The following is a 14,729-nucleotide window of genomic DNA, read 5'->3' on the forward strand; positions in this document are numbered from 1 at the left end:
ACCTAAGAAGGCGCTGGGCGGGCTGACGCCCGCGGACTACGCAAAGCAGTTAAAGTGACAACGGGCTCCAAAGCATCCCGCTACTCAAGGCGGGGGGACGTCGCCCTTGGGCCACAATGACTTCATATCGCAAGTGACCAAGTGACCAACTTCCTTGACTTTACCGAGCACTCTGCCGTGCTATGGCGCCATCAACGCCGTTAAAACACTCGCTCCTTTTCACAAATAGTCAGTCACTTGGTCACCTTTGGCGAGAACTTGCCAGTGCATCCCGCTTTTGCGAAGGAGCCAGAGTGTTTTTCAAACGAAAAAGCACTCTAGCTCGTCATCCCTTCAGTCAGTCGCGCAGATACTCGCCATATTGCTCAAGCAACTTTGGCTCGCCGCTCAACTGCTCGCGTAGATATTGTTTGAACTGAAGCATTTGGAGTATCCACTCCTCTATGTCCTCTGGATCTTTTACCGTCTCACTATGCTTAAGGCGGTCGTTGTACTTGATACCATCATTCAACGCGCAGAGAAGCGTCGGTAGCCAAGAACTATCAATTTCCATATGAAACATCCTTTTCTAAAAGCTTTGCCAGCGCAGCGAGCAGCGCTTTAAAACGCTCCAAAGGCATGTCGTACGCAGGTGCAATCGTGTGATGGGTCGCATCGTAATTCGAATTGTAGTAATCGCGAACTATCACCAATCCTTCTGGAAGAACCGTGCCTGCAGGAATCTTGTAGTAATTCCATGCCCCCTTGAATAGGTTCGGCTTATCAAATGTACTTATCCCTCTAGGAAAGTTCCTCACTCGTACCCAACCATCTTCGATAGTTATATCCGGTTTTCTTGGTGCTCCGCGCATGCGTTGAACTTCTTGTTCAACAGGAGCGAACAAGCCCTCTTGCGAAGAAACCTTTCTGGCTCGCCATAGATCAACGGGTACTACGCCACCAAAAAATCGTTCTATCTGGTTGGTTTCGATCAATACGTCTTGTAGAACTTCGATGTTCTTCATGACTTACCTCTGTCCTAAGGTTTAAGTGACCGGCGCAATGCTGCGTGCCGAATATATACCCCTTGAACTAGTAACAAAGTGGCCAGGATCACTCTTGAGCTACAGAGCCAGCGCTGGCTTTTTCAGGCATAAAAAAACCCGCCAATCGGCGGGTTCTTCTTTTCTTCACTACCGAATCCTGTACCAGGACTTCCGTAGCCTTCGATTGGTGCCAAGGGGAGACCATACTTATCAAACAAGTTATTGATTTTATTGCAAAATATTTCGAACAGGCCAAAAAACATACACAAGATCATACACAACTTAGACATGGAATCCACCAAATCCGCTCTTGGCGGTCTTAGATCACTCATCGCAACGCATGCCGCTTGCTCCAATGCGAGTCCCCATTGGGTACTCACATTGCAAGTACATCTTAAAGATCAGCCGCCTCACCCTCTCCTTCGACCTGCAGCTGCACTTTGTCCAAGCTACCTTCAGCTGGGTATTTTTCATCTAGAGAACTGAGCATCTCATTTATGAGAGATACAACGTCGCCATCCACTGAATTCAGGCTCCTCGCATACAATCGCGGGATTCGATGCAGCCGGTGAAGTGGATTGTGGCAAGTCACAAAATTCGTGTCGCGGACCGCAGCCCAATGCCCATGCACAAATCCCGATGACCAATCGTAATATTTGTCATAGATATCCTTGCATCCGCTCTCGGTCGCTAGTTTTCTAAGATTGCTGCTGGCCCAGTGACCCACATCAATATTTAAAAATTCCTGCCAAGCGTCTTCGTTAGCAATGCTGTAAAGGGCGTCTTGATCAAGAAAATCAGGCAACTCGCCCTCTGCTTCTTGAATTTTTAAGAATGCCAATTTTGCCTGACCCGCTCCATAGACGCGGTAGGACTTCCAAAGGCTTTCGTCATCTTTGGCAAACAAATATTTCAATGTAACGAAAGCTTCCACGAGTGACCGCAACGCCATCCTTCCAGTAATGCGAAAATGCAGGAGACTGAAGCGAACTTCTTCGGCAATTGCTAACGCATACAATACAAGTCCAAATGCTGTGTCGAGTCGAGCATCAATTCGATTCGAATTGAGGTTAGCTTCACAACGCATGATAAGACTTTGCCGAGCTCGATATAGTGAGTCCTCATCTATCTTCGATGGAGTAATTGTATATCCATCATCGTTAGGGTCGATGCACTGAGTTTTCTTAAAGGCCTCGTCCCAGAACGATTGAACCCAGTGAGTCGGAGAGTCACGACGAAAAGCCTGCTCCATCGCACGTATCGATGGACGCACTTTACGAAGGTCTCCGTGGTTGGGGTACAACCTCAACGATTCAATTTCACCCTGACTTCCGGGTGGGAATACGAGTCGGCCGGAAATCGCTGGAATGATAACTTTGAACCAGCGAATGTCTGTGGATGCTTGGGATTGATGGTCGAGCACCCCTGCCAATGCTCGCCCAAGCGTCTTCCAATCGTCCTTATCCGCCTCCACCGTTAACCGCTGCTTCCAACGATCTATTCCGGGCAGAGAGTCAATGAGAGTAAGAGGCCTTAGCGCTGCATAAGCAAGAGGATGTTCAACAATAAGGTCGAAGAATCCATTGAACCGATCTAGTGGTATTTGCGCCAACATAGTGTGGTCGACAACAGGTAGATTTGGCGGAGCTTCATCATATTCCGCCTCAGATCGATTTGGCGTCAGCCTCTTCTCGCCATCTACTTTAAACCACTCTATGCATAGATGTGCTATCCGTCGAAAGCATGCGAGATAGTCATCACGGTCCATCACCCCTGTAAGCAAGACGGCCCAAAGCATTTCCGGCATATGATCATCTGACCATGAAGACATGTGGAAATTAGGTAACTTGTTTAATGGTGGAATCAGCTTACTTCCATGACGCTGATGTTGCTCGATACCGCTGATATTATAGTTGGCGTAAGACTTGCGAGATTGCTTTTTCCTACCGCGCTGATTTTTCGACTTGGACATTGGAACGCTTCCGCAATTTGTCTAAGTAGACGGGACAAACAGCCAGCATTGACATGAAGATCCGTTGTCAACACCTTAAACCTTCCTAAGCTTAAGACCGACGCTTTGTGCCGGTGAGATATTTCTCGACCTGTGTTACAAGCCTTGGGCTCAACGCTCCAGATACCTTCATCGTTCCACCAGATGAAAGGGTAACGTGACCTTTGAGGCCACGATACGTAACCTCAAAAGCAGAAGAATCAATTCTGTATTCCACACCTTTTAACCATCTAATCTTTTCGACATCCATCCCTTGCTTCGAGGCAAATTCCAGCCTAGCTACCAGATCTTGAGTCACAACAGCGCCAGATACCGACAAGCCCGTTAGCTTCGCAGACTCAACGCCGCCAAAAATTTCAGCTGGATTAGAAAACTGAAACTTCATTGGTTCGCATGTAAAATCTAGGCCAGATATCGTCTCAATGGCATTAAAAAGATGCTTCCCGCCGTGGCCGGGATTTTCAAGTCTGAAGTAGCTTCGCACATCGCGAAAAATTATCGCAAAATCAAGGAAATTGACGCTAGCAAATTCCTCATTAAATGGAACGCCTTCATCACTGATGCGCGTAACAACAACCTTAGTCCGCCATAGGAAGCGAAGCTTTTGGATTTGCCCATCATCTTCGAGCGGAGTAAAGCCAAACTCAGACTCTGCAAGTAGTGGATACTTGCTCAATAACTTAACTATGCCCACGCCCTTCTTCGGAAGGCCAACCCGGTACCACCTGTAAGTGGTACTCATGTCTCGTCACCTTCAGTTTGTTTTGAAATTTCTTTTCTGAAACCTTCCATCAATTCCCGCGCCTTGTCCTCGACAACAGAGGAAATTCGTTCAACTTCCGCACGCAATGGCGTTCGTTTGCGTGACGAAACTTTTCCGTCCTCCATTGGATACACCCCTCGCAAAAGAAATGAGAATCCGGTGCAATCCTTTGGCTCAGCAAACATAGCTTCGATGTCGTAAACGTTCCCGATTCCCTTCAACTCCGCGGTCGCCCAGCCAACCCTACAGATGTAATACTGCCTATCATCCAAAAGGCCATTCAAGATTTCAGACCGCGTTACTCCATTGCCACGTAGGGCAACCCTCTCTACGTGTGTGTCGATATCGTCTTCAGCTTCGTCGTCGGGATCAGGCTTAGGTTTAAACGTGTAAACGTCCGTCACATCACGCCTTGAGTAGTCTGGAAGACTATTCATTAATTCCAAGAAAAACTTGGTCCTCTGTTTATGGAACGGAACATCGAACAAAGATATTTCATCCTTGGAAACACCTTGGCCAGTATTTTTTTCGACTCGCTCGAGGACCATGTCCCTTATCGCGTTGACATAATCGTTTTGCGTATTACGTACGATGTAGCGATCTCCCGACCTAACGAAGTCGACTGTTCCATCACGTACTTGCAACTGATTAAACTCGTTCCTTTTGTAGTCAACCTTCGTGTAGTGAATGTTGACAGATAGATTTTCGCCCGCTCGAGTAACAGTAACTACATCCCCGACCGACTCCATCTCAGCCTTCATTTGCTCGATTGCTTTCGTAATATCATCAATCCCCGCAATGCCATTGACTGCCATTGAGGTAATGCGCTCTCGACGAGAAGCCACGCCTAGACGTGCTGCAATACTTTGGTTATCGTGATAGTCATGCGTGAGTCTCGAAAAATATCTCGCAAGATCCACCCTGTCAGTCTTCTTGCTTACGACAATGTTCCGATGCTCAAACAACTCAATGATTGTCGGCAAATCAACTTTGTGCTCGTTTAGAGCATCGAATATATTTTTGTCAGTTGCGTAGTACAGTGATGGTCCATAAGCAGGCTTTTTCATTTACGCCACCCTATATCGCCGGGATTGTATGTAGTTGCCACACTCGCAATTCGGTCTATTTGGATTTGATCGAGGATCTCACTTCGCTCTGGCGCAAACCCCCAAGCTTTAGCGTACCTAGTCTTAGCTTTTTCAAAGATGCTCTTCAGATCACTGTGCGCGTCGGCACTTGTGACGCGAATACGTAACGTTTCCCCTGAATCGAGCATCTGATAGTGCGAAAGACAATCCAATAGATACTCAAATTCCTCTACGGAATCACCTTTTCGGTTGTAATAGATGAGGTAGCCCTGACCACACTTATCAGCTTTTTTGTGCTTTATAACGATAAACGGCCCTGACATCGTCTCAATAGTCGCGGGCTGCCCCCACACGTCCCCCTGCCTACGCAACATTTTCAAGTCAGGGTAGTAGAATGAGTAATCCTTTGGCAGTTCATCCTCTCCTTTGAGACGAATTAAATCGTTAGCAACGTTGTAGAGCCGTTGAATATCTAGAGGCCCTAAAAAGTGAAGGACGAGATTGGCCGCTAACGGAAGAGTCCCTAAGTCAACTTTCTTTATTTCTTCATAAAAGGACTTGCCATATTGGTAATCATGATTATGGACAAATAACATTCCACGAACTTCATAAGACTCCGTATCATCCATAACATATTTCGCACGCCAGTCAGCAGACTCTCGCGCACATTCGGTCGTCAATGCGAGTGACTTCAAGGCGCCCCTGAGCGCAGTAGCGGAGATGGATTCCGCTTTGTAACTTTTTAGATCCGTGTGAAGATAAATCCGCTTTCCAAGATACGGATCTATGTAGTGAAAAACGACGTCACCCGGGTGGGTATCTTTTTTCTTTTTACTTTTGCCGCCCTTTAGATGTGCATCGTTACAGCACGGGAAATTATCGTCATGCTTGTGATTTTTTTCCCAATGGAAGTGCCGAAAGATATCGTGAGATAACTTCGCGGCGATCTCTGAAATATTTATGGTCTCAGCCACTCGACGTTCCCTTGTATGTTGCCTGCACGACCTTTGCTGCCTCTGAAGATTGGAGATCAGCCATCCGATGGGCCTCCAGCATTTCCAAGGCCCGACCATTTTGGAAGCACGAAACGTACCAGAGAAGCCAATTTTAGACGGTATTGCCGCAATGGTCGGAGAGGCTGAGCCCCTCAGAACGTATACCTTCCGGAATCCTTAAAGAGGTCTATCAAATCTCATATCATAATGATATTATAAAATTCTCTAAGGAGATTTGATAATGTCAGCCGCTATCGTGGGCTATGCCCGTGTCAGCTCCACCGGCCAAAGTCTGGACGTTCAGCTCGATAAGCTGAAGGCATATCGTTGCACCAAGGTCTTTGCCGAGAAGCGATCCGGCAGGCAAGCGGACGGCCGCCCAGAGCTTCAGGCTTGCCTTACCTTCCTACGGGAGGGAGATACGCTAGCCATCACCAAGCTGGACCGTATGGCCCGTTCTGTACTCGATCTGGCCAAGATTGCTGACCAGCTTCGCCAGAAGAGTGTGACCCTGAAGGTTTTGGATCAGGCCATTGATACAAGCACGTCGGAAGGGAAGTTGATGTTCAGCCTGTTAGCCAGCTTTGCGGAGTTCGAAAACGATATCCGTGCTGAGCGGCAAATGGACGGGATCGCCAAGGCCCGGATCAAGGGTGTGCAATTTGGCCGGAAGCATGCCCTCACACCTGAGCAGGTTGGGCGAATTAAAACACTGCGCGAAGAAGAGAGCTTTTCGGTTCCGCAGATTGCCGAGCGGTTTAATGTTGGTGTGGCTACCGTGTATCGTGCTTTAAAACTGCCTTAGCAATGTCTCGATCACGACCACAGGGGACGTATGAAACTCTTCATTAGTTGGAGTGGTGAAAGAAGCAAGGCATTAGCGCTTGCACTCAAAGAGTGGTTTCCACTGGTCCTACATTACGCTGATCCTTGGCTTTCCGAGGCAGACATTGAAGCCGGGCAGAGATGGGCCGATGCGGTCGCCAAAGAGTTAGAAGCATGCAACTTTGGAATTCTCTGTGTCACCCGGGAAAATTTAAATTCTCCATGGGTACTTTTTGAAGCGGGTGCGTTGGCTAAATCTTTAGAAGGTGGCCGCGTCATACCCCTTCTTCTCGATCTCGACTTCCGCGACATCAGCGGACCTCTTGCTCAATTTCAAGCGAAGAAGTGTGAAAAGAATGGACTGCTTGAAACTATACAATCCATCAACCAAAGTGCCGCCAATCCCACGGATGAGCGGTACAAGCAGCTTTTCGAAGCCCTGTGGCCAGACTTAGATAAAAAGATATCCGACATACCCAAGCCTAGTGATCCCGTGAGACAAACGAGGACGCAATCTGAAGTGCTGGAAGAATTAGTCGGAACCGTCCGGACGATGGAGTCTCGCTTAAGAGAGAGTCCAGACGAACCAAGACAACTTAGAAGGCGCAAGCGGATGCACCCCATGATGCTCCGCGAGTTTTCCCATATGTTCTCTGAAAAAAGAGGTGACCCAATCTCAATCTTGATGATCGCGAGTATCTTTCGTGAAGATATTCCGTGGTTATACGAAATTGGGGTTGATGCCTACCGGCATGCCTCTGGTGGCAATCGCAGCGCAGCCAGTAAGGCAGTCCATAGATTTCTTCGCGCGATCGAAGCTGTGCGGCATAGTCCATTTATAGAAGAACTGGATGTCGACGATAAAATGATTCGGCCATCGCTGTTTCGAGATATCGAATTCATGCTGCACGAAGAATTTTCTGACGAAGACCGTAAAGGTGAAAAGTCACTTGAGTCCAGTCCCAGCAGCCGGACTTAGTGCCCACCGATATCAACCAAGTTAGCGACGAGATTCGAGGGTCAGTGGCGATCCCCTTAGCTCGGTTCGCTATCCAAGTGGTGCGCGCGCCCGGGCAAATGTGGCCTTGTACAGATTTGGCGAGAACCTTTTAAAAAGTAGTCGACGAAAAAGCCAAACTTGGTTTCGGAAAGCAGGTTTTTCCTTGCATCATAGGAAATGCCTGCTTTCCATATCGGATTGTGGACCAAGCCACCCTTTCAGCGTTCACTCACGCAAAGTGTTTACGACCGCACTCCAGTTCGGGTACGAAATCGAGAAAATAGCGGGTGCGACCTCATGAAGGCCATCTCCTTCATATCCTTGCAAGCCATCCAACTTCCAGTTGGCAACGCCGCCTTTATCGGGGCAGCCCAAATAGTCCACTTCGACAATCTTCTGGGACGAACTCGGTAAGCTATCAATCTTAAATGAGCCACCACCTCCTATTTGCATGTTTTGACCGTCCACTAAAGCTACACCTGCACTGACACCGCCCAAGTTTTTGTTGGTCTGGTTATCGATTCGCAAAGTAATGTTGCAAAGGTTGGTCGGAGGTTCACCTTGGCCTTTGCTATACGCGATTGGCGTGACCACAACGTATCCCGTAGCTGTTTCCGCTTGCTGGTCTGCTTTCCGCTTTTGCGCTTCCGCTGCAAGTACATCGAACGATTTATCTACGCTGGTTTGGCCATCAACATCTAAGCCATTGGTTCCATCTACGTGTTCGAACACAACGGCCTGCGTTTTGAAGTAAACGGTATGATGAAACTGATTTCCGCATGAAGCCTGATCGCCAACTGCACAGCGATTTGCTCCAACAATTGCATTTGCGGATTCGTACACATTCGAAGGTTTGTCTGTCTTCACTTCAAACGATCCATCGACTTCATAGCTATTCTTTTTGTTCGTATCATCTTTGCGTATTACAGTTGCGTCGTAGCTGACGATATCGTTTGTATCGAAATTCGTCCTTCCTGCTACCCACGTTATTACCTGCCTTTTGATCTCGTCATTCGTTTGGTTCCCGTGGTCGCTTGGCGCATCTAATTTGGCCGCAGCTTGTGAACTGGCCGGATCATCAGCGCTTGGTTTGCTTTGGGTAAAACTTAGGACGCCGCCTAAGCATGCGAACGCTACAATGATGCCAAGCATAATTTTGAACGGCTTACGCATTTCGAAATCCCCTGTTTGATGTTCGGATTGCGAGTAGGTTTCAATCCGAATCAAGTGGCTTGTTGCCCAAAAATTTGGAATTTTTGTTGATCAGATGGATCAGCGCGTGCATAACGGCAAATGCGAGTGCAATGAGAAGTGCGATGTACAGGGCTAAGGCAAACCAGCCCAAATATCCTTCTACGACCCAGCCGATACCAGCCAGCAGAATCACCATGACGCCCGGCCCACTTAGCCTGTACAACGCCCACAGCGTCATCAGCCGACCAAAAAGAGAATCCATATCCGTCTCCCCTGTTTGTTTGTAGTCAATGGATCGAGGCGAGATTTAGACCGCATTCGCGGTAACGCACCCCATCCAAATAAGTTCAATATGGACTAGTCATTTTTGGACTATACCAAAACCAACTTCAGCATGCCATCCGGGTTTACCTCGGATACGCACGATGGCCGGCTCTACTCACCATCCCGACTATCAGCTTCTATTGACAATGCTTAAAGCCACACGGGAATCCGGTAAGGTGGCTCAAACAGAACTTGCGAGCAGATTGGACACAACTCAGACCTTCATCTCTAAGGTTGAGCGAGGCGAGCGCAGGTTGGATGTCGTCGAACTAATTGAGATGCTGGAGGCACTCGATATCAAGCTAGAGGATTGGCTCAGGGACTATGTTGCACAACGACATCGCGAGCACAGAAACAAGACTGTGCCAAAAAAATTGTCAATGTGATGATCAGGCAGCATCCCCGAGCTGATCGACATCTATAAAAATATATTTTCAAAGAGCAACTGAGAACCCTTGAGTCACAAGGGCTCTTAGCTTTAAGCACGCGAAAATTTACAGGGTACGCATTGCCCTAGACATCAAACCACGCCATCCTTACAGAGATAGCTGATGCGATCTTCCCACTTCCATTGAAAATGCCATGCTTCCTTGGCTGCATAGCCACAGATGCCCACGATATTCTCTACGGAAAGAACTCTTGTCCCGTATCTGCTTACGAGCTGCCATCTTTTGTTCTTATGAGTCAGTCCACGAGCCGCGTGAGCAAATGCTTGATTGAGCTCAGCGGCGGCCATGTACTGATTGTCCGGCAGCTTAGGATGGCTATAGATCAAATGATGAAAGTGGCATCCACTAAACTTTTGCGTAGTCATCTTATTGTAGATTGGGTGGGTTTCCATCACTAGTAAACCCGTCAAAGGCGGAACACCTTTCTTGATCCAATTTCTACCTAATACGTATTTTTGAACCTTTCTCCAGTGAATAGATGCAACTCTGCGTGCCTCGCATGGTTCAATATCATATTGAAAAGATAGAGTTCCAAAATACGCTATATCATTCTTTATAAGCTGCTTCTGAATTTTAATTATTCTTGGATTTATCTGTTCATAGTCTTGGTATCGACGTATATCCTCATAATCATGGTCATAGTATGGAATATTTTGATTAATAATAAATTTATTTCTATTCATAAAATTTAATTCACTTTTTTATTGTTTATATTTTTAATACTTCTCCAATCTGATCCAGAGCGATAAGCCCTGCCAGTCAAGAAATATAGTGTTTTCGACGCTCAACTCTTCGTCAGTGGGACCACTGGCTCATTGCCTCTGCGATCTATATTTAGCAGCGCTAAAGCCAAGTGCTATTGCAGCTGTGGAAGTTGGGCAAATTTGGCAGCCACAATTCCATTCAAGTGATCGATTGTTTTTCGACCGCTACCCCTCCCTTCCATTTGCCTTCCTTGCTGGAAACTTCAGCAAGTTCGAATATCCAAGAGTCAACGTCGCAACTTAACCAGCGCGTCATAACTCCCGAAATCTTAATAGGCTTCGGAAAATGCCCTTTAGCCATTAGTCTTCCGACGGTCGAACGAGAAAGACTAGTCTTCTTAACGACGTCAGCCATTCGCAGCAAACTTACTGAATTCGATTCTTCGATTTTTGACACGATGATGATCTCCTAAAATGTGAGGCCATTTTCATCTTGTCTTATTACTCACGCAATAGCATTTGTTAATTTAAGATACTAAAGTTATTATTATAATTGTCATTCATGTTTTATTTATTTTAAAAATTCAGAGCTCTCCAGCACTATTCTTTAGAATGATCTTCGTCCCTTAAGCGATCAAGGTGATCTGCCCATTCCTGCATTTTTTGACGTCGCTGCTCTTTGAACTTCACCCGCGCATAAGCGGCTTGAACCTGATCTTTGGGCGCATGAGCCAGCTGCTGTTCCAACATGTCGAGCTCATAATTCAAGCGTTCCCTGCCCATGCTACGTAAGGTTGCCCGGAAGCCATGTGTCGTGTGCTTGCCACGAAATCCCATTTCTCGCAAAGCCTTGCTTAGCGAGTCACGGCCCAAATGTGGTGTCTTCTGCCTAGCCAGCGGTGGAAACACATATTCCGTACCACCAGTAAACAGGCGCATTTCCTCGAGCGCGCGAAGTGCCTGTTTCGGCAGGGAAGTAGTGAAGTCTTTCCCAGTCTTCATCCTGTTACGACCGTCCAATTCCATGCCCGGCACACGCCATTCCGCCGCCGCTAAATCCATTTCGGACCAACGCGCACTAGCAATGATCCCCGGTCTAAGGCTAGTTAACATCGTTAGTGTTAGTGCAGCGCGGACCACGCGATTGTCGTAACGCTCGATCGCCTTCAGAAGCTCTTTGAGTTCGTTTTCGTTTTCTGTGATAGCAGGAAGATGGCCGCCCTCATGCTTAGGCAACAAATTGTTTAGACGCAGCACCGCATCATCAGCACGCATGCCCTCGTCTATTGCATAACCTACGATGCTACCCACGTGCTGTTTCGCTTTTCTAGCAAGCACAGGTACTTTAGATGCCATCCCAAGAAGGACTGGCTTAACATCCTTTGTCACAAGGGTGCGCATATCTACATCACCAAGTTTGGGAATTAGATATGTCTCAACGATAAGTCGGGCTTTACGATAAGTCTCCGATTGCCAAGTCGGTCGTTTTTCCGATAGCCATCTTGTCGCCACAGTCCGGAAGCTAAATCGCTCAGCTTCAGCAGCCTGCTGGGCTGCAGCCGCTATCTCAGACACTCGTGCACTACGACGATCCCGTTTGGCGGCATTGACCCCTTTGACAGCTTCTCCCCCTTCGACTGCTCGAATTAGCGTAATTGCTTTGGTGCGAGCATCAGCTAATGACAAACCAGTTTCTGGTATGTCTTCAGGAAAATGTCCGATAACGATTGCCGGACTCTGTTTGCCATTCGGAAGACGGCAACGGATCAGCCAAGATTTGCGGCCACTTGGCCTGACTTCCAAATACAATCCGTTCCCATCTGCCAGTCTGTAGGGAGTCTTTTGTCCCTTAGCTTTGGAAATCTGGGTAACGGTGAGTGGTCGAGCAAGCTCAGGCATGTGGCCCCGGTTTGAGTATGAAATTGAAAAACATACTCAAAAGCATACACAAAATGCTGCACTTCCGTGAATTCACCTGAGCCTATAAGAAACAAAAAAACCCGCTAAGTAGCGGGTTTCATTGAGCTTCTGGGACTATAAGAAACATCCTGAAGCATAGTGTTGGTGCCCAAGGGGGGACTCGAACCCCCACGACTTGCGTCGCTACCACCTCAAGGTAGTGCGTCTACCAATTCCGCCACCTGGGCTAATAACGCTTAATTTTAGTGCTTGCTCGTTGCTGCTGCTGCCGGGGCTGTGGGAGCTGGGACTTCGCCCTGCTGTGCCTTGGCCGGGGCCGGCTGCGCCGCTGGGACTTCGCCGTTGCCGGCCGGGGTTGCTGCCGGCACTTCCACCTTCGGCTGGGCCGCGGGCTGCGCATTTTGCGGTTTGGCGGGCTGGTTGCCAAGACTTGCCATCACGCCAAGGTTGTTATTGGCCTGCTGCTGGCGGATGGCGCCGCCGTTGGCCTTCAAGTAGATGCCCATGCCGATGCTGAGCGCGAAGAACAGCGCGGCGAGCACGGCGGTGGAGCGCGACAGGAAGTTGGCCGAACCACGGGCACCGAACACGGTGGCCGATGCACCGGCGCCAAAGCCGGAACCTGCCTCGGCACCAGCACCGCGCTGCATAAGGATCAGCACGATCATCGCTGCAGCGATCAGGATGTAGAACACGCTGAAGATGACGAACATGGGGTCTCGCGTTGGGTTCGGTGTCGCTTAACGGGCGGCGTTGCAGATGGCGAGGAATTCGGAGGCAACGAGCGAGGCACCGCCGATTAGCCCCCCATCCACGTCCGGCTGTGCAAACAGCTCTGCAGCATTGGCCGGCTTGACGCTGCCGCCATAAAGCAGCCGGGTCAGACGGGCGATCATAGCATCCTCTTGCGCCAATTGGCTACGGATGAAGGCGTGCACCTCTTGCGCCTGCTCGGGGGTGGCGGTCTTGCCGGTGCCGATGGCCCAGACGGGTTCGTAGGAGATCAGCGCGGTGTCGAAGGCCTGGATGCCGTTGAGCGTGAGCACGGCGTACAACTGCTCCTTGATCACCTCGATGGTCTGGCCGGCTTCGCGCTGGTGCAGGGTCTCGCCCACGCACAGCACTGGGGTGAGTCCGGCGGCGAGCACGGCGGCGAACTTGCGGGCCACTTTCTCGTTGCTTTCGCTGTGGTGGTGCCGGCGCTCGGAATGTCCGACCAGCACCCAGCGGCAGCCGATGTCCGCCACCATCTGGGCGGAAACTTCGCCGGTATAGGCCCCCTGCCCTTGGTGCTCGCTGACGTCCTGCGCACCGAAGCCGATGCCGGAGGTGCCGTATTTGTCGACCAGCTGGGTCAGATAGGGATACGGCGGCAGGATCAGCACGTCGACGTCGTTGGCAATGTTGGCCTTGATGATGTCTTCCATCAGGCCGTCTGCCATCGAGCGGCTGCCGTGCATTTTCCAGTTCGCGGCGACGAGTTTTTTACGCATGTCCGCATCCGTTAAAAATGAAAGCTGGCAAGCTTAGCTAGCGACCCAGGGCACGGCAACGCGCGTGCTGAATGCATTTTTATTTATATCGATCCAGCAAAGGAATAGGTCATGACGAAAGCTCGTCCACTCAGCTTGATTACTGGTGCATCGGCCGGCATTGGCTCCGCCTTCGCCCGTGCGCTTGCTGCGCGTGCACATGATGTGGTGCTGACGGCGCGCCGCACCGATCGCCTGGAAGCCTTGGCGGATGAGCTACGCGGTCAACATGGTGTGAACGCGACGGTGCTGACTAACGACCTTGCTGATCCGCACGGTGTCGAGCAACTTTGCGCGGCGCTGGACGAACGCGGTTTACAGGTGGACTGGCTGGTCAATAACGCCGGCTATGGTGTGCCTGGACGCTTCGATCAGAACGATTGGCCAGTGCATGCCGATTTTCTGCGCGTGCTGGTGACGGCGCCGACGGAATTGGCGTGGCGTTTGATTAGTGGCATGCGCGAGCGCGGTTATGGGCGCATCGTGAATGTGGCTTCGCTGGCAGGGCATGTGCCGGGGAGCGCGGGGCATACGCTGTATGCGGCGAGCAAGGCGTACATGATCAAGTTTTCGCAGTCGCTGGCGTTGGAGAATTTGGGCATCGGCGTGAATGTGTGTGCGTTGTGCCCTGGGTTTACGTACTCGGAGTTTCACGATGTAACGGGTACGCGTGCGTTGGTGAGCAAGATGCCGGGTTTTATGTGGCAGCGCGCGGATGATGTGGTGCGGGAAGGGATTGATGCGGTGGAGCGCGGCGATGCTGTGCATGTGACCGGGCGGTTCAATCGCACGGTGAAGAGCTTGTTCAAGCTGATGCCGGATCGGATGGCGTTGAGGATGTCGGCGAAGCAGTCGAAGCGGTATCGGGCGCAGGATGCGGAGTGATTTCTTGAATGCAC

General features: G+C 49.7%; 17 protein-coding genes and 1 tRNA gene. 4 read left to right on the forward strand and 14 right to left on the reverse strand.

Annotation, left to right across the window (positions count from 1 at the left end):
* Nucleotides 1-337: 337 nt before the first annotated feature.
* The 6 genes from IEX75_RS00005 to IEX75_RS00030 all read right to left on the reverse strand — a co-directional run bounded on the left by IEX75_RS00005 (nt 338) and on the right by IEX75_RS00030 (nt 5,861).
* Entirely contained in the window at nt 338-553 is a 216-nt protein-coding gene (locus tag IEX75_RS00005; RefSeq protein ID WP_188792232.1) for a hypothetical protein, read from the reverse strand.
* Complete coding sequence (locus IEX75_RS00010) at nt 543-1,004, reverse strand: Tse2 family ADP-ribosyltransferase toxin (RefSeq protein ID WP_188792233.1); 462 nt, start codon at nt 1,002-1,004, stop codon at nt 543-545. The genes IEX75_RS00005 and IEX75_RS00010 overlap by 11 nt, the downstream gene beginning before the upstream one ends.
* Before the next feature lie 415 nt (nt 1,005-1,419).
* Complete coding sequence (locus tag IEX75_RS00015) at nt 1,420-2,997, reverse strand: DUF5677 domain-containing protein (RefSeq protein ID WP_188792234.1); 1,578 nt, start codon at nt 2,995-2,997, stop codon at nt 1,420-1,422.
* Between the two features lie 91 nt (nt 2,998-3,088).
* On the reverse strand, nt 3,089-3,778 hold the full coding sequence (locus tag IEX75_RS00020) for a hypothetical protein (RefSeq protein WP_188792235.1): 690 nt from the start codon (nt 3,776-3,778) through the stop codon (nt 3,089-3,091).
* On the reverse strand, nt 3,775-4,866 hold the full coding sequence (locus IEX75_RS00025; RefSeq protein ID WP_188792236.1) for a hypothetical protein: 1,092 nt from the start codon (nt 4,864-4,866) through the stop codon (nt 3,775-3,777). The genes IEX75_RS00020 and IEX75_RS00025 overlap by 4 nt, the downstream gene beginning before the upstream one ends.
* A complete protein-coding gene (locus IEX75_RS00030; RefSeq protein ID WP_188792237.1) occupies nt 4,863-5,861 on the reverse strand; it encodes a PD-(D/E)XK nuclease domain-containing protein in 999 nt (332 codons plus the stop codon). The genes IEX75_RS00025 and IEX75_RS00030 overlap by 4 nt, the downstream gene beginning before the upstream one ends.
* A 262-nt stretch (nt 5,862-6,123) precedes the next feature.
* Here IEX75_RS00030 and IEX75_RS00035 point away from each other — a divergent pair, with 262 nt between their 5' ends.
* Together IEX75_RS00035 and IEX75_RS00040 are read left to right on the forward strand one after the other, a co-directional pair.
* Nucleotides 6,124-6,687 (forward strand): recombinase family protein, encoded by a 564-nt coding sequence (locus IEX75_RS00035; protein WP_188792238.1) that lies wholly within the window; start codon nt 6,124-6,126, stop codon nt 6,685-6,687.
* Between the two features lie 30 nt (nt 6,688-6,717).
* Entirely contained in the window at nt 6,718-7,686 is a 969-nt protein-coding gene (locus IEX75_RS00040) for a toll/interleukin-1 receptor domain-containing protein (protein WP_188792239.1), read from the forward strand.
* 246 nt (nt 7,687-7,932) lie between these two features.
* On the opposite strand, the gene IEX75_RS00045 is transcribed toward IEX75_RS00040, so the two are convergent.
* Together IEX75_RS00045 and IEX75_RS00050 are read right to left on the reverse strand one after the other, a co-directional pair.
* Entirely contained in the window at nt 7,933-8,880 is a 948-nt protein-coding gene (locus IEX75_RS00045; RefSeq protein ID WP_188792240.1) for a hypothetical protein, read from the reverse strand.
* Between the two features lie 40 nt (nt 8,881-8,920).
* The gene (locus IEX75_RS00050) at nt 8,921-9,163 is read right to left on the reverse strand and encodes a hypothetical protein (protein ID WP_188792241.1); all 243 of its coding nucleotides are present in this window, start codon (nt 9,161-9,163) and stop codon (nt 8,921-8,923) included.
* Between the two features lie 163 nt (nt 9,164-9,326).
* On the opposite strand from IEX75_RS00050, the gene IEX75_RS00055 reads away from it, so the two are divergent.
* Nucleotides 9,327-9,611, forward strand: a complete 285-nt coding sequence (locus tag IEX75_RS00055) for a helix-turn-helix domain-containing protein (protein WP_188792242.1) — start codon at nt 9,327-9,329, stop codon at nt 9,609-9,611.
* 134 nt (nt 9,612-9,745) lie between these two features.
* On the opposite strand, the gene IEX75_RS00060 is transcribed toward IEX75_RS00055, so the two are convergent.
* From IEX75_RS00060 to tpiA, 6 genes are all read right to left on the reverse strand, one after another.
* Nucleotides 9,746-10,357: a hypothetical protein gene (locus tag IEX75_RS00060; protein WP_188792243.1), complete on the reverse strand. Its 612-nt coding sequence runs from the start codon at nt 10,355-10,357 to the stop codon at nt 9,746-9,748.
* A 220-nt stretch (nt 10,358-10,577) separates the two neighbouring features.
* Nucleotides 10,578-10,835, reverse strand: coding sequence for a helix-turn-helix transcriptional regulator (locus IEX75_RS00065; protein WP_229720574.1), 258 nt, complete (start codon nt 10,833-10,835; stop codon nt 10,578-10,580).
* 143 nt (nt 10,836-10,978) lie between these two features.
* Nucleotides 10,979-12,277, reverse strand: a complete 1,299-nt coding sequence (locus IEX75_RS00070) for a tyrosine-type recombinase/integrase (protein ID WP_188792244.1) — start codon at nt 12,275-12,277, stop codon at nt 10,979-10,981.
* A gap of 163 nt (nt 12,278-12,440) precedes the next feature.
* Nucleotides 12,441-12,525: transfer RNA gene (locus IEX75_RS00075), tRNA-Leu, on the reverse strand.
* Nucleotides 12,526-12,540: 15 nt separating this feature from the next.
* Entirely contained in the window at nt 12,541-13,011 is a 471-nt protein-coding gene (gene secG, locus IEX75_RS00080; RefSeq protein WP_188792245.1) for a preprotein translocase subunit SecG, read from the reverse strand.
* A gap of 27 nt (nt 13,012-13,038) precedes the next feature.
* Nucleotides 13,039-13,791: a triose-phosphate isomerase gene (tpiA, locus tag IEX75_RS00085; protein WP_188792246.1), complete on the reverse strand. Its 753-nt coding sequence runs from the start codon at nt 13,789-13,791 to the stop codon at nt 13,039-13,041.
* A 111-nt stretch (nt 13,792-13,902) separates the two neighbouring features.
* On the opposite strand from tpiA, the gene IEX75_RS00090 reads away from it, so the two are divergent.
* A complete protein-coding gene (locus tag IEX75_RS00090) occupies nt 13,903-14,715 on the forward strand; it encodes an SDR family NAD(P)-dependent oxidoreductase (RefSeq protein WP_188792247.1) in 813 nt (270 codons plus the stop codon).
* Nucleotides 14,716-14,729 lie beyond the last annotated feature (14 nt).

The sequence above is a fragment of the Dyella nitratireducens genome, assembly GCF_014642835.1.
Taxonomy (GTDB): Bacteria; Pseudomonadota; Gammaproteobacteria; order Xanthomonadales; family Rhodanobacteraceae; genus Dyella_B; species Dyella_B nitratireducens.